This window comes from Streptomyces sp. NPDC104202 (genome assembly GCF_055584185.1).
The window spans coordinates 14,059-33,469 of sequence record NZ_JBVJMN010000009.1; the positions used below are offsets into that span (position 1 = coordinate 14,059).

The 19,411-nt window shown below is 73.1% G+C and carries 16 protein-coding genes; 6 read left to right on the forward strand and 10 right to left on the reverse strand.

Annotation, left to right across the window (positions count from 1 at the left end; genetic code table 11):
• Positions 1-197: 197 nt before the first annotated feature.
• Positions 198-611, reverse strand: coding sequence for a cobalamin B12-binding domain-containing protein (locus ACZ60W_RS08550; RefSeq protein ID WP_366304704.1), 414 nt, complete (start codon positions 609-611; stop codon positions 198-200).
• A gap of 305 nt (positions 612-916) precedes the next feature.
• Here ACZ60W_RS08550 and ACZ60W_RS08555 point away from each other — a divergent pair, with 305 nt between their 5' ends.
• On the forward strand, positions 917-1,711 hold the full coding sequence (locus ACZ60W_RS08555; RefSeq protein ID WP_469754627.1) for an esterase/lipase family protein: 795 nt from the start codon (positions 917-919) through the stop codon (positions 1,709-1,711).
• Between the two features lie 219 nt (positions 1,712-1,930).
• Complete coding sequence (locus ACZ60W_RS08560) at positions 1,931-3,640, forward strand: M23 family metallopeptidase (protein WP_469754628.1); 1,710 nt, start codon at positions 1,931-1,933, stop codon at positions 3,638-3,640.
• Positions 3,641-3,712: 72 nt separating this feature from the next.
• Here ACZ60W_RS08560 and pcrA read toward each other — a convergent pair whose 3' ends face one another.
• A complete protein-coding gene (gene pcrA, locus ACZ60W_RS08565) occupies positions 3,713-6,160 on the reverse strand; it encodes a DNA helicase PcrA (protein WP_469754629.1) in 2,448 nt (815 codons plus the stop codon).
• A 134-nt stretch (positions 6,161-6,294) separates the two neighbouring features.
• The gene (locus ACZ60W_RS08570) at positions 6,295-6,648 is read right to left on the reverse strand and encodes a hypothetical protein (protein ID WP_469754630.1); all 354 of its coding nucleotides are present in this window, start codon (positions 6,646-6,648) and stop codon (positions 6,295-6,297) included.
• A gap of 344 nt (positions 6,649-6,992) precedes the next feature.
• Between ACZ60W_RS08570 and ACZ60W_RS08575 the strand changes: the two genes are divergently transcribed.
• Entirely contained in the window at positions 6,993-8,096 is a 1,104-nt protein-coding gene (locus ACZ60W_RS08575) for a C40 family peptidase (RefSeq protein ID WP_469754631.1), read from the forward strand.
• A gap of 27 nt (positions 8,097-8,123) precedes the next feature.
• Here ACZ60W_RS08575 and ACZ60W_RS08580 read toward each other — a convergent pair whose 3' ends face one another.
• Both ACZ60W_RS08580 and ACZ60W_RS08585 read right to left on the reverse strand, forming a co-directional pair.
• Entirely contained in the window at positions 8,124-8,837 is a 714-nt protein-coding gene (locus ACZ60W_RS08580; protein WP_469754632.1) for a LuxR C-terminal-related transcriptional regulator, read from the reverse strand.
• The gene (locus ACZ60W_RS08585) at positions 8,834-10,096 is read right to left on the reverse strand and encodes a PspC domain-containing protein (RefSeq protein WP_469754633.1); all 1,263 of its coding nucleotides are present in this window, start codon (positions 10,094-10,096) and stop codon (positions 8,834-8,836) included. The genes ACZ60W_RS08580 and ACZ60W_RS08585 overlap by 4 nt, the downstream gene beginning before the upstream one ends.
• A gap of 156 nt (positions 10,097-10,252) precedes the next feature.
• Here ACZ60W_RS08585 and ACZ60W_RS08590 point away from each other — a divergent pair, with 156 nt between their 5' ends.
• Together ACZ60W_RS08590 and ACZ60W_RS08595 are read left to right on the forward strand one after the other, a co-directional pair.
• A complete protein-coding gene (locus ACZ60W_RS08590; protein ID WP_469754634.1) occupies positions 10,253-11,587 on the forward strand; it encodes a PspC domain-containing protein in 1,335 nt (444 codons plus the stop codon).
• A complete protein-coding gene (locus ACZ60W_RS08595) occupies positions 11,574-11,837 on the forward strand; it encodes a hypothetical protein (protein WP_469754635.1) in 264 nt (87 codons plus the stop codon). The genes ACZ60W_RS08590 and ACZ60W_RS08595 overlap by 14 nt, the downstream gene beginning before the upstream one ends.
• Here the strand turns inward: ACZ60W_RS08595 and ACZ60W_RS08600 are convergent.
• The 4 genes from ACZ60W_RS08600 to guaA form a co-directional block, all read right to left on the reverse strand.
• Positions 11,744-12,292, reverse strand: a complete 549-nt coding sequence (locus ACZ60W_RS08600) for a DoxX family protein (protein ID WP_469754636.1) — start codon at positions 12,290-12,292, stop codon at positions 11,744-11,746. The two genes, ACZ60W_RS08595 and ACZ60W_RS08600, sit on opposite strands and share 94 nt — an antisense overlap.
• A gap of 91 nt (positions 12,293-12,383) precedes the next feature.
• Positions 12,384-13,616, reverse strand: a complete 1,233-nt coding sequence (locus tag ACZ60W_RS08605; protein WP_469754637.1) for a hypothetical protein — start codon at positions 13,614-13,616, stop codon at positions 12,384-12,386.
• Between the two features lie 177 nt (positions 13,617-13,793).
• Positions 13,794-14,582: a class II aldolase/adducin family protein gene (locus ACZ60W_RS08610; RefSeq protein WP_469754638.1), complete on the reverse strand. Its 789-nt coding sequence runs from the start codon at positions 14,580-14,582 to the stop codon at positions 13,794-13,796.
• A 117-nt stretch (positions 14,583-14,699) separates the two neighbouring features.
• Entirely contained in the window at positions 14,700-16,292 is a 1,593-nt protein-coding gene (guaA, locus tag ACZ60W_RS08615) for a glutamine-hydrolyzing GMP synthase (RefSeq protein WP_469754639.1), read from the reverse strand.
• 324 nt (positions 16,293-16,616) lie between these two features.
• Between guaA and ACZ60W_RS08620 the strand changes: the two genes are divergently transcribed.
• Positions 16,617-16,907, forward strand: a complete 291-nt coding sequence (locus tag ACZ60W_RS08620) for a chorismate mutase (protein WP_469754640.1) — start codon at positions 16,617-16,619, stop codon at positions 16,905-16,907.
• 679 nt (positions 16,908-17,586) lie between these two features.
• Here the strand turns inward: ACZ60W_RS08620 and ACZ60W_RS08625 are convergent.
• Entirely contained in the window at positions 17,587-19,398 is a 1,812-nt protein-coding gene (locus tag ACZ60W_RS08625) for a GMC oxidoreductase (protein ID WP_469754641.1), read from the reverse strand.
• Positions 19,399-19,411 lie beyond the last annotated feature (13 nt).

The window sequence follows — 19,411 nt, forward strand, 5'->3', positions numbered from 1 at the left end:
CCAGGCAGGGGCGGGGCCCGGGCCCAGGCAGGGCTGGAGCCCGGCCCAGGCAAGGCCGAGGCCCGGCCGGGCCCGGGAAGACCGGGGGCCCTCCCGTGCGGAAGGGCCTCGGCGGGAATGCGGGCACCCGGGGAGAGGTGCCGAGGGGGCGCGTGCCCGGGGAGGGGCGTGCGCCCAGGGGGGCGACGGCCCGCGAGCTACGCGGCGACGCGCACGTTCGCGTTCACCCAGTCCACGATGGACGTCGTCGTCGCGCCCGGGGTGAAGATCTCGGCGACGCCCTTCTCCTTCAGCGGCGGGATGTCGGCGTCCGGGATGATCCCGCCGCCGAAGACCTTGATGTCGAGCGCGTCGCGGTCCTTGAGGAGCTCCAGGACCTTCACGAAGAGCGTGTTGTGCGCTCCGGAGAGGATCGACAGACCGATCGCGTCGGCGTCCTCCTGGATCGCGGTGTCGACGATCTGCTCGGGCGTCTGGTGGAGCCCGGTGTAGATGACCTCCATACCCGCGTCGCGGAGGGCCCGCGCGATCACCTTGGCCCCACGGTCGTGTCCGTCGAGACCCGGCTTGGCCACCACCACGCGGATCGGACCGGCTCCGGTCACACCCATCACTGCCTCCACATGCGACCCCCGCGCCTCATTGCCGGGGAAAGAGTGAACGAACGTTATCCCCAGCATCCCGCACCCGGCAGTTTCGCGGCGCACGGGGAGGGGGAAATCACACGTGGGACATGTTCGCTCTGCGTCGTACCCCGCTTTCGGGCCCGCCTCCTGGGCCCACCAGCCGCAAGCGGGGCACGGTCGCAAAGGGAGCCGCGACGAGGTCGTCGTCGCCTCCGCGCCGTCGTCCGTACGGCACGGAGGCCCGGCACCGGCGTACCGTTCGGCCCCGCGTGCCGTTCGGGAGGCCGGCCATGGAGCTCGCCAAGGTCACCACCCTCGTGAAGGCCACCGTCCTGGAACTGGCGGTGCTCACCGGCCATCTCGTCCTCTACCCCTCGGGCATCGCGGCCGAGCGCCTGGCCCCCGCCGCTCCCCCGGCCGTGCGCCTCTCCGGCCGGCGCCCGGTGATCCTGCTCCACGGTTTCGTGGACAACCGCTCGGTCTTCGTCCTGCTCCGCCGGGCCCTGGCCCGGCACGGCCGTGACTGTGTCGAGTCGCTCAACTACTCCCCGCTCACCTGCGACCTGCGGGCCGCCGCCGAGGAGCTGGGCCGCCGGGTGGAGGAGATCCGCGCCCGCACGGGACACGCCGAGGTCGACATCGTCGGCCACAGCCTGGGCGGGCTCGTCGCCCGCTACTACGTGCAGCGCCTCGGCGGCGACGCGCGGGTGCGCTCCCTCGTCATGCTCGGCACCCCGCACTCCGGCACGTCCGTGGCGGCCCCGCTCGCCGACGCGCACCCGCTGGTCCGGCAGATGCGGCCGGGTTCGGAGGTGCTGAGGGAGCTGGCCGCCCCCGCGCCGGGCTGCCGCACCCGGTTCGTGAGCTTCTGGAGCGATCTGGACCAGGTGATGGTGCCGGTGGAGACGGCCCGGCTCGACCATCCCGACCTCCGGGCGCACAACGTCCGGGTCAGCGGGATCGGCCATCTCGCACTGCCCGTCCACCCGACGGTGGCCGCCGGGGTCCTGGAGGCCCTCGACGGCGACGGGACGGAGGCGTCCGCGGTGCACGAGGAGGGGCCGGCGGCGGGCTCCGTCGCCTGATCGTCCGGCACCGTTCTTCGAACGTTCCTCGAACACAAGGCCAAAGCTCTCTCCGTGAGCTGGCGAAACACGGCCGATTGCCCGTTTCCTGCGGGCGTGAACCCCTCGGAAGATTGTCCGCCGCGCGTACCGCCGGGTACAGTCGCGCCACTGCTTCCCCCGGGACACCCCTCGTCGGGCCCGCCCCGGACTGGTCCTGCTGCCGAGGCGAGAGAGACGTTGGTGAACGACCAGCACCCCCACGCCGGGTACGCCGGAGACGGCGCCCACTCCACCGGCAGCTTCCCCGCCGACCCGCTCTACGGCTCCTACGCCGGCGGCCAGGCGGACCACAGCGGCCAGTGGGATCTCGGCCAGTACGGCGGCGGCACCGGCTCGTACGACATGACGGGCCAGTACGACACCACGGGGCAGTACGACACCGGCGGCACGTACGACACGACGGGGCAGTACGCCACCGGCACGCCGTACGACACGCCCGGCCAGTACGACACCACCGGGCAGTGGGACACCACGGGCCAGTGGAACGCGGCCGCCTCCTACGACGCCACCGGCGCGTACGCGACGGGCGGCTACGACACGTCGGGGCAGTACGCCACCGGCACGTCGTACGACACGCCCGGCCAGTACGACACCACCGGACAGTACGACACCACCGGACAGTGGGACGCCTCCGCCTGGACCGAGGCCCAGGGGACCGGCCAGTACGAGACCGTCCACGCCGGCGCCTACGCCGCCCAGGGCGCGTACGGCTACGAGTCCTACGACGCCACCGGACAGTGGGCCGCCCCCGCCTTCGCCGCCGACAACGGCACCGGGACCTACGACGCGACCGCGTGGAACCAGGCGGCCCCGGAGGCCGAGCCGCACGTCCCGCAGCAGTACACCCCGCACGACGCCCCGCAGCCGGAGCACGGCGCCGAGCACACCGCCGCGTTCTCCTTCGAGTACGTCGCCGAGGGCGAGGCGGAGGACGGCCCCGCCGCCACCGACGACACGCCCGCATACGACTACGACCACGACTCCGACCTCGACGTCGAGAGCGGCACGGACCTCGACGCGGAACTCCGGGACCTCCACGACGCCGAGTACCCGGCCGACACCGGGCCCGCCGCCGAACTCCGCACCGACGCCCCGCCCGCCGGCCGGCCCGTGCGCCGCACCTCCGGCGGCAACCGGGGCCGACGCCGCACCCCCGCCAAGCGGTCCGCGCTGCTGACCGTCGCGGTCCCCTCCGCCTGTGTCATGGGCGTCGCCGGCATCGCCGCCGCCTCCGTCGGCGGACTCACCGGCTCCGCCGACGGCGGCCAGAAGGACAACACCACCGCCCTCGCCGCCGCGGACCCGGCCTCCGTGAAGCAGGTCGCCGCCAACAACGCGCTCGACACCCAGCTCGCCGCGCTCAGCGAGGACGCCCGCGACTTCGGCGACCGCGCGAGCCGCACCCAGGAGCGCATCGACCTCCGCATCCGCCAGGAGGCCGAGAAGAAGAAGCGTGACGAGGAGGCCGCGCGCAAGGAGGCGCTGCGCCCCAAGTACATGCTGCCGGTGAAGCTGCACCGGCTCAGCGCGCGCTTCGGCCAGTCCGGCGTCAACTGGATGTCCGTGCACACCGGCATCGACTTCCCCGTCCTGACCGGCACGCCCGTGATGGCCGCGACGGACGGCACCGTCCGCACCCAGCTCAACAGCGCCTACGGCAACATGGTGATCGTGACCGCCCCCGACGGCACGGAGACCTGGTACTGCCACCTCAGCAGCGCCAAGATCCGCTCCGGCCACGTCAAGGCCGGCGACGTCATCGCGTACTCGGGCGACTCCGGCAACTCCACCGGCCCGCACCTGCACTTCGAGGTCCGGCCGAACGGCACGTCCGCGATCGACCCGCTGGCCTGGCTGCGCAGCCACGGCCTCGACCCGACCAGCTGAGCGTCTCCTCCCACCCGCTCCACGAGAAAGGGCCCCGGCACCCGCCGGGGCCCTTTCCTCACGGGCGGCGTCCTACAGCTTCTCGACCGGCGCGTACCGCAGCAGCAGCCGCTTCGGCTTCTCGTCGCCGAAGTCGATCGTCGCCTGCGCGTCCGCGCCCGCCCCGGTCACCGTCATGACCGTGCCGAGCCCGAACTGGTCGTGCGTGACGCGATCGCCGATCTGGAGGGAGATCACCGGCTTCTCCCCGGCGCGCCGGGTGGCGAACCCGGAGGGACCGGAGCGGGACCGGGAGGAGGAGAGCGAGGAGGTGATCCCCGAGGTGGGCCCGGCGGGCTTCACCATCGGACCGGTCCGCTTCCACTCCAGGTACGCGGCCGGGATCTCCTCCAGGAAGCGCGAGGCCGGGTTGTACGACGGCTGGCCCCAGGCGCTGCGCATCGAGGAGCGCGTCAGGTAGAGCCGCTCCCGGGCGCGCGTGATGCCCACGTACGCGAGGCGGCGCTCCTCCTCCAGCTCCTTCGCCTGGCCGAGGGCGCGCATGTGCGGGAAGACGCCGTCCTCCATGCCGGTGAGGAACACGACCGGGAACTCGAGGCCCTTGGCGGTGTGCAGCGTCATCAGGGTGATGACGCCCCGGCCCTCCTCGTCCTCGTCCGGGATCTGGTCCGAGTCGGCGACCAGGGCCACCTTCTCCAGGAACTCGGCGAGCGTCGCGGGCTCCTCGCCGCGCTCCTGCTCGAACTCCAGCGCCACGGCGGCGAGTTCCTGGAGGTTCTCGATCCGGGTCTCGTCCTGCGGGTCGGTCGACGCCTGGAGTTCGGCCAGGTAGCCGGTCCGCTCCAGGACGGCCTCCAGGACGACGGCGGGTCCGGCGCCGGACTCGACGACCGTGCGCAGCTCGTCCATCAGCGCGTTGAAGCGCTTGACGGCGTTCGCCGAGCGGGCGGCCATGCCGTACGCCTCGTCGACCCGCTTGAGGGCCTGCGGGAAGGTGATCTTCTCGCGCAGCGAGAGGGCGTCGATCATCGCCTCGGCGCGCTCGCCGATGCCCCGCTTGGGCACGTTGAGGATGCGGCGCAGCGGCACGTTGTCCTCGGGGTTGGCGAGGACGCGCAGGTACGCGAGGACGTCCCTGACCTCCTTGCGCTCGTAGAAGCGCACCCCGCCGACGACCTTGTAGGGCAGTCCGACGCGGATGAAGATCTCCTCGAAGACGCGGGACTGGGCGTTGGTCCGGTAGAAGACGGCGACGTCCCCGGCCTTGGCCTCGCCCGCGTCGGTGAGCCGGTCGATCTCGTCGGCGACGAACTGCGCCTCGTCGTGCTCGGTGTCCGCGACGTAGCCGGTGATCTGCGCGCCGGCGCCCGCGTTCGTCCAGAGGTTCTTGGGGCGGCGGGACTCGTTGCGCTCGATGACGGCGTTGGCCGCGGAGAGGATCGTCTGGGTGGAGCGGTAGTTCTGCTCCAGCAGGATCGTCGTCGCGTCCGGGTAGTCCTCCTCGAACTGGAGGATGTTGCGGATGGTGGCGCCGCGGAAGGCGTAGATCGACTGGTCGGCGTCGCCGACGACGCACAGCTCGGCGGGGCCGAGGTCCTCGTACCCCGTGCCGACGAGCTCGCGCACGAGGGTGTACTGGGCGTGGTTGGTGTCCTGGTACTCGTCGACCAGCACGTGGCGGAAGCGGCGGCGGTAGTGCTCGGCGACGTCGGGGAACGCCTGGAGCAGGTGGACCGTCGTCATGATGATGTCGTCGAAGTCCAGGGCGTTGGCCTCGCGCAGCCGCGCCTGGTACATCCGGTACGCCTCGGCGAGCGTCTTCTCGAAGCCGTCGACGGCCTGGTCGGCGAAGGACTCCTCGTCGATGAGCTCGTTCTTGAGGTTCGAGATCTTGGCGCTGAAGGACTTCGGCGGGAACTTCTTCGGGTCGAGGTCCAGGTCGCGGCAGACCAGGGACATCAGCCGCTTCGAGTCGGCGGCGTCGTAGATCGAGAAGGAGGAGGTGAAGCCCAGCCTCTTCGACTCGCGGCGCAGGATGCGGACGCACGCGCTGTGGAAGGTCATGACCCACATGGCGTTGGCGCGCGGCCCGACGAGCTGCTCGACGCGCTCCTTCATCTCGCCCGCGGCCTTGTTCGTGAAGGTGATCGCCAGTATCTGGCCGGGGTGCACGTGCCGCGTGCCCAGGAGGTGGGCGATGCGGTGGGTGAGCACCCGGGTCTTGCCGGAACCGGCGCCGGCGACGATGAGCAGCGGGGTGTCGGTGTGGACGACGGCGGCGCGCTGCTGCTCGTTCAGCCCCTCCAGGAGCGCGGCGGGGTCGACGACGGGCCGCGGGGCGCCGTCGCGGTAGTGCGCGTCGCGGGGCGGGGGCGCGTCGAAGTGCTCCCCGAAGAGGTCGTGCGGGACGTCCTCCCCGGCCGGGGAGCCGTGCTCGTCGTCCTCGGCATGGGGCGGGGGCTCCTCCGAGGAGTGGTTCTGGAGGCCGGCCAGGAAGCTGTCGTCAAAGAGGCTGCTCATCGCCTCACGAGTCTAGGACGCCGCGCCGACATCCGGGTCCGCCTTCGGGACGGTCCGTGTGGAAGGGCTCACACCCGCCCGCCGCGGCGGGCCCGCCCGGTGGCCGGGACGGGCCGACGCGCGGCCGTCGCGGATCAGACCCAGAGGGTCGCGATGAAGATGTTCGCCGTGGTCAGGCCGCCGACGGCGGCGAAGAGGCCCTTGTCGACCTTCTCCTCGTCCCGCTTGACGTAGACGAGGCCGAGGACGATCACGAGGATCGCCAGCTTGATGCCGATCTTGAGGTTGTTCACGGTCTGGTCGTCGGCCTGGTTGAGGCCGACGAGCGCGACTCCGGTGACCAGCATGGTCAGCGCGCCGTGCAGCATCGCGGGGGTGAAGCGGGCCGTTCCGGTGCCCATCGCCTTCATCTGCGTGAGGAACCCGCCGAGCAGCGAGGCGATGCCGATGACGTGCAGGGCGACGAAGACATTGATGAGGACGTCCATGGGGCGGAGCCTAACCGGGGCCCTAGCACCGCCCTCCGGCCGGGTCCACCCCTTCCCCCGCTTCGGTCGGTCCTCCACCCCGATCTCCCCCGGCCCGCCCCGGGAACGGACGACACCGGTCCCTGACCCGTCAACTGACGTCAATAGCGGTCAACTCTCCGCAGGGGCGTGACCCCAGGTTTAGCGTCCTCCACCAGGTGGCCGGCTCCCCACCACCGTCGGCGATCCGGCGGTCGCCGGTCATCCCCGCCGAGAAAACCCGGCGGCGGTCCGTCTCCCCTGTGGCGGCCGCCGCCGGCCCGGCGGGCCCCGTCCCCCGCAGGGAGAGGATGTGACCCGCCCCCGTGGCAGCGCACCGGAAGTCCCGACCGTCCCCCCTCGGTGGCCAGGCGGTCCGCACCGCCGCCACGCTCGCCCTCGCCTCCGCGGCGACCGCGACGCTCTTCGAGGGGTCCGGCCACGCGGCCCCGCGGCCCTCCACCGCCGAGGTCAAGGCGAAGGTCGACCGGCTGTACCAGGAGGCCGAGGTCGCGACCGAGCGGTACAACGGGGCCAAGGAGAAGTCCGACGAGGCCCGTGCCGCCTTCGACCGGCTGCGCGACGAGGCGGCCCGCAGGACCGACCGCCTGAACACCGCGCGGACCGCGCTGGGTTCCATGGCCGCCGCCCAGTACCGCTCCGGCGGGCTCGACCCGGCGGTCCGGCTCGCCCTCACCTCCGACCCCGACCAGTACCTGGAGCGGGCCGCGCTCGCGGAGAAGGCCGGGAACCGGCAGGCCGTCGCCATCGGCGCCGTACGACGCGAGCTCGCCGCCCTCCGGCAGCTGCGCGAGGAGTCGGCGGGGCGCCTGACCGCACTGCGCGGGCACGAGGCGGAGCTGCGGCGGCAGAAGGCCGCCGTGATCGGCAAGCTCTCGGCGGCCCGGACGCTCCTGTCCCGGCTCACCGCGGAGGAACGGGCCCGGTACGAGGCCGCCGCCGCGGTCCGCAACCGCTCAGGGGCCGCGGCGGGCACCGCCGCCACGGGCGCGGCGGGCGCCCCCGCCGTCCGGGCCGACCGCTCCTCGGGCGGCGAGCGCGGCCCGGTGACCGCGCCGGACTCCCGGGCGGCCGCGGCCGTCTCCTTCGCCCGCGCCCAGCTCGGCAAGCCGTACGTGTGGGGGGCGACGGGGCCCTCCGCCTACGACTGCTCCGGCCTCACCCAGGCGTCCTGGCGCGCGGCCGGCGTCTCCCTGCCGCGCACGACCTACACCCAGATCAACGCCGGCCGGCGCGTCTCCCGCTCCCAGCTCGCCCCCGGCGACCTGGTCTTCTTCTACTCCGGCATCAGCCACGTCGGGCTCTACATCGGCGGCGGCCAGATGATCCACGCCCCGCGGCCCGGCGCCCCGATCCGGATCGCCCCGATCGACGAGATGCCCTTCGCCGGGGCGACCCGGGTGGGATGAGCCGGATCAGACCGATGGGTGACGCGCTCAGACCAGGCGGCGGGCCGTCGCCCAGCGGGTCAGCTCGTGGCGGTTGGAGAGCTGGAGCTTGCGCAGGACCGCGGAGACGTGCGACTCGACCGTCTTCACCGAGATGTAGAGCTGCTTGGCGATCTCCTTGTACGCGTAACCGCGGGCGATCAGCCTCAGCACCTCCCGCTCCCGCTGGGTGAGCCGGTCCATGTCCTCGTCCACCGGCGGCGCGTCCGTCGAGGCGAAGGCGTCCAGGACGAACCCGGCGAGGCGCGGCGAGAAGACGGCGTCGCCCTCCTGGACGCGGAAGACCGAGTCCACCAGGTCCGTGCCGGTGATCGTCTTGGTGACGTAGCCGCGCGCCCCGCCCCGGATCACCCCGATGACGTCCTCGGCCGCGTCCGAGACGGACAGGGCCAGGAAGCGCACCGGGTCCTCGGCCGCGCTCATCAGGCTCGCGCAGCGGCGCAGCACCTCGACCCCGCCGCCGCCGGGCAGGTGCACGTCGAGGAGGACGACCTCGGGGCGGGTCGCCGTGATGACGGTGACCGCCTGGTCGACGTCGGCGGCCTCACCGACCACCTCGACGCCCGTGGTCTCGGTCCGGCCGATCTCCGCCTGCACGCCGGTGCGGAACATCCGGTGGTCGTCGACGAGCACCACCCGCACCCGGCGCTCCGCGCCCGCCGCCCCCGCCTCGGTTCCGCTCGCGCCGGTCTCGTCGCTCATCCGTCCGCCCTCTCCATCTCAAGCTCCACTTCGGTGCCCCCGCCCGGCACGGACCGCAGCCGGGCCGAGCCGCCGTTGCGCTGCATCCGGCCGATGATCGATTCTCGTACGCCCATCCGGTCCTCGGGCACCGCGTCCAGGTCGAAACCCGGTCCCCGGTCCCGGACGGAGACGAAGACCGTGCGGCCCTCGACCTCCGCGTACACCTGAACGGCCCCTCCCTCGCCACCGTACTTGGCGGCGTTGACCATCGCCTCGCGTGCGGCCTGCATCTGCGCCGCCAGTCCTTCGTCGAGCGGGCAGTCGCCGACGACGACGACCTCCAGCGGCACCCCGTGCTTGTCCTCCACCTCGGCGGCGGCCTTCTTCACCGCCTCCGCGACCGTCTCCGGCTCCTCGTCCTTGCCGGTGCCCTCCGGCTTGTAGAGCCAGTTCCGCAGCTCGCGCTCCTGGGCGCGGGCGAGCCGGCGGACCTCGCCGGCGTCCTCCGCGTTGCGCTGGATCAGGGTGAGGGTGTGCAGCACGGAGTCGTGGACGTGGGCCGCGACCTCGGCGCGCTCCTGGGCGCGGATGCGCAGGGTGCGCTCCTCGGTCAGGTCCTGCGACATCCGCACCAGCCAGGGGCCGGCGAGCAGGGCTATGCCGGTGAGGACCGCGACGGCGGCGGTGAGGGCGGTCCCCAGCTGGGCGACGGAGCCGCGGACGACGACGAAGACCGCGAGTCCCGTGCCGACCAGGGCGACGCCCACGAGGCCGCGGACGAGCTGGAGGGCGCGGCGGCGGCGTCCGGCGTCGGTCCAGCTGGCGCGGCGGGCGTTGTCCGCCTGCCGCCAGACCAGGGCGACGCCGACGCAGATGAGGATGCCGGGCCAGATGTACCGTCCCGACTCCCGGTCCAGGCTGATGTTCCCGATGAGGACCGCGCCGCCGACCGCGAGGGCCAGGAGGGCGAGGATCTGGCCCCGGTCGGGTTTGCGGAGTCGGCGGCGGCCGTCCGCGGAGGTCTCGAAGACGGGGCGCGGGGCCTTGCGTCCGCCGACGCCGAGCGGGACGACGATCCAGAAGGCCGCGTAGAGCACGAGGCCCAGGCCGTCCATGAAGAAGAGGACGACGAAGACGGTCCGCACCCAGACGACCGGCAGTCCCAGGTGCCCGGCGAGGCCGCGCGCGACGCCGCCGAGCCACCGCCCGTCGGCGCTCCGGTAGAGCCTGCGCACGGGCGGTTCGTCGGTGTCGGTGACACGAGCGGCTGCGGACATGCACCGATCGTCACACGTGCGGCCCGCCCGGGACATCAGGGTCGGCCCTGAGATCGCCCCTGGTACCGGCTCGGGGGCGACGGGCCGCCGAATATCAGGGTCGGGCCAGGGTCGCCCCCGGTGCCGCCGGGCGTCACGGGCCGTCACCATGGACGCATGACGAGTTCGACGCCTTCGCAGCACGAGGCCCCGCCGCCGGCGGAGGCCGTTCCCTCCCCGCCCCTGATGCGCTCGCGGCGCAGCAAGGTCGTGGGCGGGGTCTGCGGCGGTCTCGGCCGGTACTTCGACCTCGACCCCGTGTTCTTCCGGGTCGCGGTGGGGGTGCTGGCGGTGCCGGGGGGCATCGGCCTGATCTTCTACGGCTTCGCCTGGCTGCTGCTCCCGCTCGTGGGCGAGGAGGAGAGCGAGGGCCGGAAGCTGCTGACCGGCCGGGTCTCCGGCGCCTCGCTGGCCGCGCTGCTGATGGCGCTGGTGGGGTGCGGGATCTTCCTGTCGATGCTGCACAGCGGGACGATGCTGGGCTCGGGCCTCCTGGTGGCGTCGGTGGTGGCCGCGGCGGCGGTCTGGTCGCGGCGCCGGCAGAGCGGCGTGGTGGAGCCGGAGAGCCGGGTGGAGGCGGCGGCCGCCGCCCTGGCGGCGCCCGAGACGAAGGCCCCTCCGCTGGTCGAGTTCCCCTCCTGGTGGAAGGACCCGATCGTCAAGGACGGTTCGACGGGCAAGGTGGCCGTGGGCTACCTCTGGGGGCCGCACGGCGTCCTGGACGAGGACGGCCGGGTGGGCGGCGAGGTGCCGAAGCCCGGCAGTCAGTGGGGCCCGCCTCCCGCCGCCCCCGGACGGCCCCGGCCCTCGGTCCGCCGCAGCCCGCGCTCGATCGCCGGTCCGATCCATCTGCTCGCCGCGGTCGCGGCGGTGCTCGGCACGGCGCTGACGTGGGAGACCCGGCCGCTGGGCACGAGCCTGCAGACCGGTCTGGCCGCCGCCCTCGCGGTGTTCGGCCTCGGCCTGGTCGTCAGCAGCTTCCTCGGCCGCGTCGGGTTCGGCACGGTCTTCCGCACGGTGGTCACGGCCGCGCTGCTCGCCGGGGCGACCGCGCTGCCGCAGCAGATCACCACGGACTGGGTCCGCGAGACGTGGGCGCCGGCGTCCGTCGCCGCCGTGCAGCCGCGGTACGAGCTGGGCACGGGCGTCGGCCTGCTCGACCTGTCGGGGCTCCCCCTCCCGGCGGGCACGAGCGTCTCGACGTCGGCCGAGGTGGGCGCGGGGCAGCTCAAGGTGATCGTCCCGAAGGACGCGGTCGTGACGCTGCGCGCCCAGGTCGGCGTCGGAGACCTGCAGCTGCCGGGCGAGCCTCCCAACGACATCGACGTCGCGCCGGACCGTGACGTGACCCGGACGCTCGCACCGCCGGCCGGGACCGTCCCGGCGGGCACCCTGGACCTCTCGCTGGAGGTCGCCGTCGGACAGGTGGAGGTCATCCGTGCTGCTTCATGAGTTCCGCCCGGGCCGGCTCCTCGCCGGCCTCACCGCCCTCGCCTTCGCCGCGCTCTACGCGGGCGACGCCGCGGGCGCCTGGACGACGCCGTGGTACGCGGGCGTCCCGGTGCTCTGCGGCGGACTGGGCGCGGCCGGCCTCGCGACCTGGATCGCCTACCGCGTGCGTCGGCGCCGCTCCGCGAGGAAGGCGTCGACGGAGAGCACCGAGGCCCCGGCGAGCAGCAGCGGGAGCCAGGACATCAGATAGGCGAGGTCGTTGCCGAGGTAGTACGGGTCCACCTGCCAGCTGACGGTCAGCCAGAGGCTCAGCGAGATCAGGGCGCCGCCGAGCGCCGCCAGCCGGCCGAAGAGGCCCAGCAGGGTCCCGATGCCGACGGCGAGCTCGCCGAGGGCGATGGCGTAGCCGAAGCCGGCCGGGCTCTTGAGGGCCAGGTCGACCATGGCGGGGATCGCGGAGGAGTCGCGGACGCCGCGCATCATCTCGCCGATGGAGCCGGTGCCGGTGTCCGCGAAGAAGTCCGGGTCGGTGAGCTTGTCGAGGCCCGCGTAGACGAAGGTGACCCCGAGGAAGATCCGCAGGGGAAGCAGGGCGTAGCGCGAGGCGACCGCCTTCCAGGCGTCGAGGCGGGTGCGCCACCCGGCGCGGCCGCCCGTGTCGTCCGCGTCACCCGTGTCGTCCGCCCGGTCCGTCCGTCCCGCCATCGCCGGCCACCTCTCCACGCCCCGTACGACTGTTCGCGAAACGATTCTCCCCGGAGCGGGCCCGGGTGACGAGGGATGGGGGGCCGGACGGTCAGTCGACCACGTCGATCGTGACCCGGTTGGTCTCGACGCCCGCGGCCGTGACGACCGAGACCTCCACGAGGCCCGGCTCCACGTCCACCGGGAGCGGGACGGTCAGGGTGGCGTCGGTGGGGTTGGCGAAGCCGCCCGGGACGGGGACGAGCGGCACGTGCGCGTGGACGGGGCCGATGCGGACGACCAGACGGGTCAGCGGCTCGGGGGCTCCGGCGCCGGGCGGGACGAAGCCGCGGCCTCGGATCTCGATGTCGTCGCCCGTGCGGATCGGCGCGTCGAGGTCGCCGGCCTCCCGGGACCGGACCACCGAGTGGATCGTGGGGCGGACGCCCTCGGTGCACTTCGCGGCGAGGTGCCAGGCCGCCGAGACGCCGAGGAGCAGCACGAGGGACCAGGGGACCTCGGGGAGCCGGGCGGGGTCGCGGGCGAGGCCGACGGCGGCGAGGACCAGGACGGCGGCGGAGACGAGGAGGTACTGGACGTCGGCGAGGCCGGCGCGGCCGTCGTCGTCGCAGACGAGGTCGGCGGCGCGGGGGCGTTCGGCGCGGACCTTCTGGAGCCGCTGGGAGGCGATGCCCACGGCGACTGCGAGACGGGCGGTGACGGTGACGGCCGAGACCAGGGCGAGGACGGTGAGGAGGCCCGCGCCCCGGGCCAGGCCGAAGGCGGCTCCGCCCGTCGGGCGGAGGGCCAGGAAGAGGAGGGTGAAGCCGAGGAACAGGAACCAGGCGGCGGCGACGGCGCGGGTGGTGGAGAGCCGGTTGTCCTCGCCGATCAGGGGCGCGAGCAGACCGCCGCGCGCCCGGTGGGCGTGGGCGGCGGCACTGAGCAGCAGGGCGAGGACCAGGGCGGTGCAGAGACCGGCCGTACGGGCGCCGGTCCAGCCGGCGCGGACGGCGGTGAGGGCCTGGCCGAGGAGGAGGGCGAGGACGGCGCCCCAGACCGCGCCGAGGCAGCCGCGGCGCACCCGGTCGAGCCAGGCGAGCCCGGCCTCCCGGCCCCGGACGGCGACGGCACGGGCGGACTGGGCGAGTTCGTCGGAGACCCACTGACGGGCGGCGACCGGCGAGTGGGCCACGGCGGCGGGGACGCCGTGGCCGGCGGCGAGTTCGTCGCGCCGGGCGAGGAAGGCGGCGACGGCACGCCGGTGGCCGGCCTGTCCGCAGTGGGCGCAGCCGGCGCAGGCCGTCGCGTGGTCGCCGTACCGTCTCGCCTCTTGAACCGCCACGGTGCTCACTTCCCGAGCTCGCTTCACGACAGGTGCCGGTGCGTCCCGCAGGCCCAAACCACCTTTGAATGCTGGGAATTGTGCCGCACCGGCGGCTTTCGCGCCTGCCGCGTGCGCCCCGCCGGAGAGTGATTTCCACGCCGTCGCATTGACGTACGGAAAGGTGAGGCGATGATGCTACGACAGGAGTTCGGGCTCCGCTCGGCTGATCCTGCGCCAGAGGGGCTGGTAGTTGATCCAGGCGACGAGGTCGCTGCCGAGCTGCTCCCGGGTGGCGACCGCGTCCCGGTGGTCGATCAGGACAGGCTTGCCGGCCGCGCGCGCGGCGAGCTGGATCCGGGCGCAGCGCTCCAGGGCGATGAACCACCAGGCCGCCGCGTCGACGGAGCCGCCGACGGTGAGCACCCCGTGGTTGCGGAGCACGATGGCCTTGAACGTGCCGAGGGCGACGGCGACCCGGCGGCCCTCCTCCGCGTCGACGGTGACGCCCGTGTAGGCGTCGTAGAGCGCGTGGTCCTGGTAGAAGGCACACGCCTCCTGCGTGATCGGGTCCAGGAGTTCACCGAGGGCGGCGAGGGTCCGCCCGTGCGAGGAGTGGGTGTGCGCGACGGCGACGACGTCGGGCCTGGCCCGGTGGACCTGGGCGTGGACGGTGAAGGCGGCCTGGTTCACGTGGTGGGCGCCGTGGACGACCTGTCCGTCGCCGTTGACCAGGATGAGGTCGCTCGCGGTGAGTTCGTCGAACGGCGCCCCGAACGGGTTCACCCAGAAGCAGTCCGGGTGTTCGGGGTCGCGGGCGGTGATGTGGCCGGAGACGCCCTCCTCGTACCCGAGCCGCCCGAAGAGCCGGAGCGCGCCCGCGAGCCGCTGTCTGCGGTGGGTGCGTTCCTCCTCGGCCGACGCGTGGACGGGCGGCATGGCGAAGTGGAGCCGTTCGACGGGGACGGGGTCCGGTATCACGCTCATGCGCCGGAAGGTAACGCCCGGCCGGGCAACTCACCAGAGGCCGGACGCGACGAAGCCGCCGCCCCGCGCGACGGACGCGGGGGCGACGGCTCCGGTGGGCTCAGGGAGCGGGTGCGACTACTCCCACTCGATGGTGCCCGGGGGCTTGCTCGTGACGTCGAGGACGACGCGGTTGACGTCGGCGACCTCGTTGGTGATGCGGGTCGAGATCTTGGCCAGCACGTCGTACGGCAGGCGCGACCAGTCGGCCGTCATCGCGTCCTCGGAGGAGACGGGACGCAGCACGATCGGGTGGCCGTAGGTGCGGCCGTCGCCCTGGACGCCGACCGAGCGGACGTCGGCGAGCAGGACGACCGGGCACTGCCAGATCTCGCGGTCGAGACCGGCGGCCGTCAGCTCCTCGCGGGCGATGGCGTCGGCCTCGCGCAGCAGGTCGAGACGGTCCTTGGTGACCTCGCCGACGATGCGGATGCCGAGGCCGGGGCCGGGGAACGGCTGGCGCTGGACGATCTCGTCCGGCAGGCCGAGCTCCTGGCCGACCATGCGGACCTCGTCCTTGAAGAGCTGGCGCAGCGGCTCGACGAGCTCGAACTCCAGGTCCTCGGGGAGGCCGCCCACGTTGTGGTGGGACTTGATGTTGGCGGTGCCGGTGCCGCCGCCGGACTCGACGATGTCCGGGTAGAGCGTGCCCTGGACCAGGAAGGCGACCTCGGGGCCGTCCTCCTGGAGGATCTCCAGCTGGGCCTGCTCGAAGACGCGGATGAACTCGCGGCCGATGATCTTGCGCTTGGTCTCCGGGTCGGAGACGCCGGCGAGGGCGGTGAGGAACCGCTCCTGCGCGTCGACGACCTTGAGGTTGACGCCGGTCGAGGCGACGAAGTCCTTCTCGACCTGCTCGGTCTCGCCCTTGCGCATCAGACCGTGGTCGACGTACACGCAGGTGAGCTGCGAGCCGATGGCCTTCTGCACGAGCGCGGCGGCCACGGCGGAGTCGACGCCGCCGGAGAGACCGCAGATCGCGCGCTTGTCGCCGACCTGGGCGCGGATGGCCGCGACCTGCTCCTCGATCACGTTGCCCGTGGTCCAGCTCGGCTCGATGCCGGCGCCGCGGTAGAGGAAGTGCTCCAGGATCTGCTGGCCGTGCGTGGAGTGCAGCACCTCGGGGTGGTACTGGACGCCGTAGAGCTTCTTCTCGTCGTTCTCGAAGGCGGCGACCGGCACGACGTCCGTGGAGGCGGTGACGGCGAAGCCCTCGGGAGCGGCGGAGCAGGCGTCGCCGTGCGACATCCACACCGACTGCTCGACCGGGGTGCCCTCGAAGAGGGTGGAGCCGGCCTTGGAGACGTGCAGACCGGTCCGGCCGTACTCGCGGGCGCCCGTGTTGTCGACGGTGCCGCCGAGGGTCGTCGCCATCAGCTGGAAGCCGTAGCACATGCCGAAGACGGGGACGCCCGCCTCGAAGATCGCGCGGTCGAGGCGGGGCGCGCCCTCGGCGTACACGGAGGACGGGCCGCCGGAGAGGATGATCGCCTTCGGGTTCTTGGCCAGCATCTCGGCCACCGGCATGGTGGACGGGACGATCTCGCTGTAGACCCGGGCCTCACGGACGCGGCGGGCGATGAGCTGGGCGTACTGGGCGCCGAAGTCGACAACGAGGACTACGTCCGGGTTGGAGACGTCGGGCGCGGCAGCGGGGGTCGCTGAGGACACTACGGCGGCCTTCCGGCGGTAGGAGAGGGTCCCCCGAAGGGGGGTGCTATTTGTCGATTCTACCGGCGCGCCGCTCGCGCTTTTCGTCTCACCATCCGAACCCGGGTTGGCCCCGGCCCGCCGGCGGGGTCCATACTGTCGCCATGCGCAAGCTCACGACCTACGTCTTTACCTATGGCAACCGGCCCACCGGCTGCCATGGTCGTGCTGCTTGAGCAACTGACAAGCGACTTCCCAGGCGCCCCGGGCCGACAAGGCCCGGGGCGTTCTGCTTTCTCCGGGCCGTGTCGCTCCGGGGCACCCCACCTCACGAGGAGCCCCGACATGACCGCGACGACGCAGACCGAGAAGACCGGCGCCCGCACCGACGAGGCGGCGACGCTGATCGGCGACGCCCGCGAGCGGATCGACGCGCTCGACGACCGGATCATCGGTCTCATCCAGGAACGGATGGCCGTCTCGGCCATCATCCAGGAGGCCCGCATCTCCTCCGGCGGGCGCCGTGTGAACCTCGCCCGCGAGATGGAGGTGCTCGGCCACTACAGGGACGCCCTGGGCAAGCCGGGCACCGCGCTGGCGATGACGATGCTGGAGCTGTGCCGCGGCCGCATCTGACCCGTCCGGACCCGGTGGCCGGGGCCCCGCGGGCCGGGGGACGTGTGCCGGGGGCGCCGAGGGGGCGATGGCCCGCCCCTGCCGGGCCATCGCCCGCATCTGAGTTCGGGCCCGCTCTCACCCGTACGGCGCGTGACCGGCCGCGACCCGGCTTCGTTGGTCCGGGTGTCCGTGCCAGCCAGGGGCGGGCCCGAAGAAACCACGCGTGGCTTCGCTGGGGCGTGTGGCGTACCTCAGGTACGCCGTGGGACCTCGCACCAGCGCACGTGACCGGACAGCAGGGGACAGCAGCCCGGTCACCCAGAAAAAGCGGCCGGTCCCGGGGACGCCCGGGGCCGACCGCAATCGGCCGATCTCCCGACCCTCCCGTCCCCGTCTCCCCCGATCCCCTTCCCGCGGCGCAACCCCCCGGCGCCGCCCCGCTCGGCGCCGCCGCTGCCCTGACACCGGTGCCGACCCCCGAGGGCCCCGTGCCGCGACCGGAATCGCGCCACGGGGCCCTCGCCGTCTCCCGGATCCCGCACGTGACGCGCGTCACACGGAGATCCCGTGCAACCGCTACAACCAATCCCCCCGGTCGCGGGTCATCTATGCAGCACCACCAAGAACTGGAAGGGCGCTGCACTCGGAGGGGGGTGCAGCGCCCTTTCCATGACCGGGGTCCCCGGGGCCGGAGGGGTCAGGGCTTCTTCGGCGGGACGGCCGGCATCCCGAGGAACGGCAGCCGCAGCGCGCCGAAGGCCCCGGCGGGGACGACGGGCGACTTCGGTTCGACCGCCGCGAGCCGCTCGTACGCCTCGCCCTGCCGGGGGCGGAGGTCCTCCTCGCCCTTGTTCGGCCAGAAGGACATGGCGCGCTCGGCCTGGGCGGTGATCGTCAGGGACGGGTTGACGCCGAGGTTGGCGGAGACCGCCGCTCCGTCGACGACGGAGATCCCCGGGTGGCCGAACAGCCGGTGGTAGGGGTCGATGACGCCGGACTCGGCGTCGGCGCCGATCGGGCAGCCGCCGAGGAAGTGGGCGGTGAGCGGGGTGCCCATGAGCTCGCCGACGTTGGAGCCGGCGAAGCCGTTGATCTCCTCGGCGAGCAGCGTGGCGGCGCGGGTGGCCTCCGGGATCTGGACCGGGTTGGGCGCGCCGTGCCCCTGGCGGGCGGTGAGCAGGCCCTTGCCGAGGCCGCCGGGCTTGCGGTAGGTCGTCAGCGAGTTGTCGAGCGACTGCATGACGAGGCCGATGATGGTCCGCTCCGACCAGTGGCGGTTGGAGAGCGAGCGGGCGGCGAGCGTGGGGTGCCGGAGCAGGCTGAGGAACCAGTTGCGCACCCGGTGGGCGCCGTAGGGCACCTGGAGGACGGTCAGGCCGCCCATGGAGTTGGAGCCCTTGCCGTACCGCACCGGCTCGATGTGGGTGTTCTCGTCCGGGTGGATCGAGGAGGTGATGGCGACGCCGCGGGTGAAGTCGACCTTGTCCTTGCCGTGCTTCCTCCGGTACCGGCGGTCGGTGGTCTGGGCGCCGACCAGGCCCTCGGAGTTGGTGCGGGTGAGCTCGCCGAGCCGCTGGGAGATCCGGGGCAGCAGGCCGGTGTCCTTCATCCGGTGCAGCAGGGTCTGGGTGCCGTAGGTGCCGGCCGCGACGACCACGCGCCGGGCGGTGAAGGTGCGGCCCTCGCCCTTCCTGCGCCGGTCGGTGGGGAGGGTCTTCACGGCGAAGCCGCCGCGCGAGTCCTCGGTGAGGGTGACGACGGTGGTCATGGGGTGGACGGTGGCGCCGGCCTTCTCCGCGAGGTGGAGGTAGTTCTCGTTGAGGGTGTTCTTGGCGCCGTGGCGGCAGCCGGTCATGCACTCGCCGCACTCGGTGCAGGCGCGCCTGGCCGGCCCGGCGCCCCCGAAGTACGGGTCGGCGACCTCGCCGCCGGGCTTCGCCCTCGCCGTGCCGTCGGCGTCGTCGCCGTCCCCGAAGAAGACGCCGACCGGGGCCATGTGGAAGGTGTCGCCGATGCCCATCGCCTGCGCGGCCGACTTCAGGTGCTCGTCGGAGGGCGTCATCGTCGGGTTGAGCCGGACGCCGAGCATCCGCCGGGCCTGGTCGTAGTACGGGCTCAGCTCCTCCTGCCAGTCGGTGATGTCCTTCCACTGCGGGTCGTCGAAGAACGGCCGGGGCGGCACGTAGAGGGTGTTGGCGTAGTTGAGGGAGCCGCCGCCGACGCCGGCGCCGGCGAGCACCATGACGTTGCCGAGCAGGTGGATGCGCTGGAGGCCGTAAAGACCGAGGGCGGGGGCCCACAGGAAGTTCTTCAGGTCCCAGGAGTTCTTCGGCAGGGTCGCGCGGGTGAAGCGGCGGCCTGCCTCCAGGACGCCGACCCGGTAGCCCTTCTCCGTGAGGCGGAGGGCGGTGACGGACCCGCCGAAGCCGGAGCCGACGACGAGGACGTCGTAGTCGTACGCGGCGTCCTCGGCCTGCTCCTGATTTTGGGTAGGGGGTACCGCGGTCATGGCTCTCCTCGTA

What these genes read in the sequence shown, in the direction of transcription:
- ACZ60W_RS08550 (WP_366304704.1), bottom strand. Translation starts at nt 611, where the DNA reads ATGGGTGTGACCGGAGCCGGTCCGATCCGCGTGGTGGTGGCCAAGCCG.
- ACZ60W_RS08555 (WP_469754627.1), top strand. Translation starts at nt 917, where the DNA reads ATGGAGCTCGCCAAGGTCACCACCCTCGTGAAGGCCACCGTCCTGGAA.
- pcrA (WP_469754629.1), bottom strand. Translation starts at nt 6,160, where the DNA reads ATGAGCAGCCTCTTTGACGACAGCTTCCTGGCCGGCCTCCAGAACCAC.
- ACZ60W_RS08570 (WP_469754630.1), bottom strand. Translation starts at nt 6,648, where the DNA reads ATGGACGTCCTCATCAATGTCTTCGTCGCCCTGCACGTCATCGGCATC.
- ACZ60W_RS08580 (WP_469754632.1), bottom strand. Translation starts at nt 8,837, where the DNA reads ATGAGCGACGAGACCGGCGCGAGCGGAACCGAGGCGGGGGCGGCGGGC.
- ACZ60W_RS08585 (WP_469754633.1), bottom strand. Translation starts at nt 10,096, where the DNA reads ATGTCCGCAGCCGCTCGTGTCACCGACACCGACGAACCGCCCGTGCGC.
- ACZ60W_RS08590 (WP_469754634.1), top strand. Translation starts at nt 10,253, where the DNA reads ATGACGAGTTCGACGCCTTCGCAGCACGAGGCCCCGCCGCCGGCGGAG.
- ACZ60W_RS08600 (WP_469754636.1), bottom strand. Translation starts at nt 12,292, where the DNA reads ATGGCGGGACGGACGGACCGGGCGGACGACACGGGTGACGCGGACGAC.
- ACZ60W_RS08610 (WP_469754638.1), bottom strand. Translation starts at nt 14,582, where the DNA reads ATGAGCGTGATACCGGACCCCGTCCCCGTCGAACGGCTCCACTTCGCC.
- ACZ60W_RS08620 (WP_469754640.1), top strand. Translation starts at nt 16,617, where the DNA reads ATGACCGCGACGACGCAGACCGAGAAGACCGGCGCCCGCACCGACGAG.
- ACZ60W_RS08625 (WP_469754641.1), bottom strand. Translation starts at nt 19,398, where the DNA reads ATGACCGCGGTACCCCCTACCCAAAATCAGGAGCAGGCCGAGGACGCC.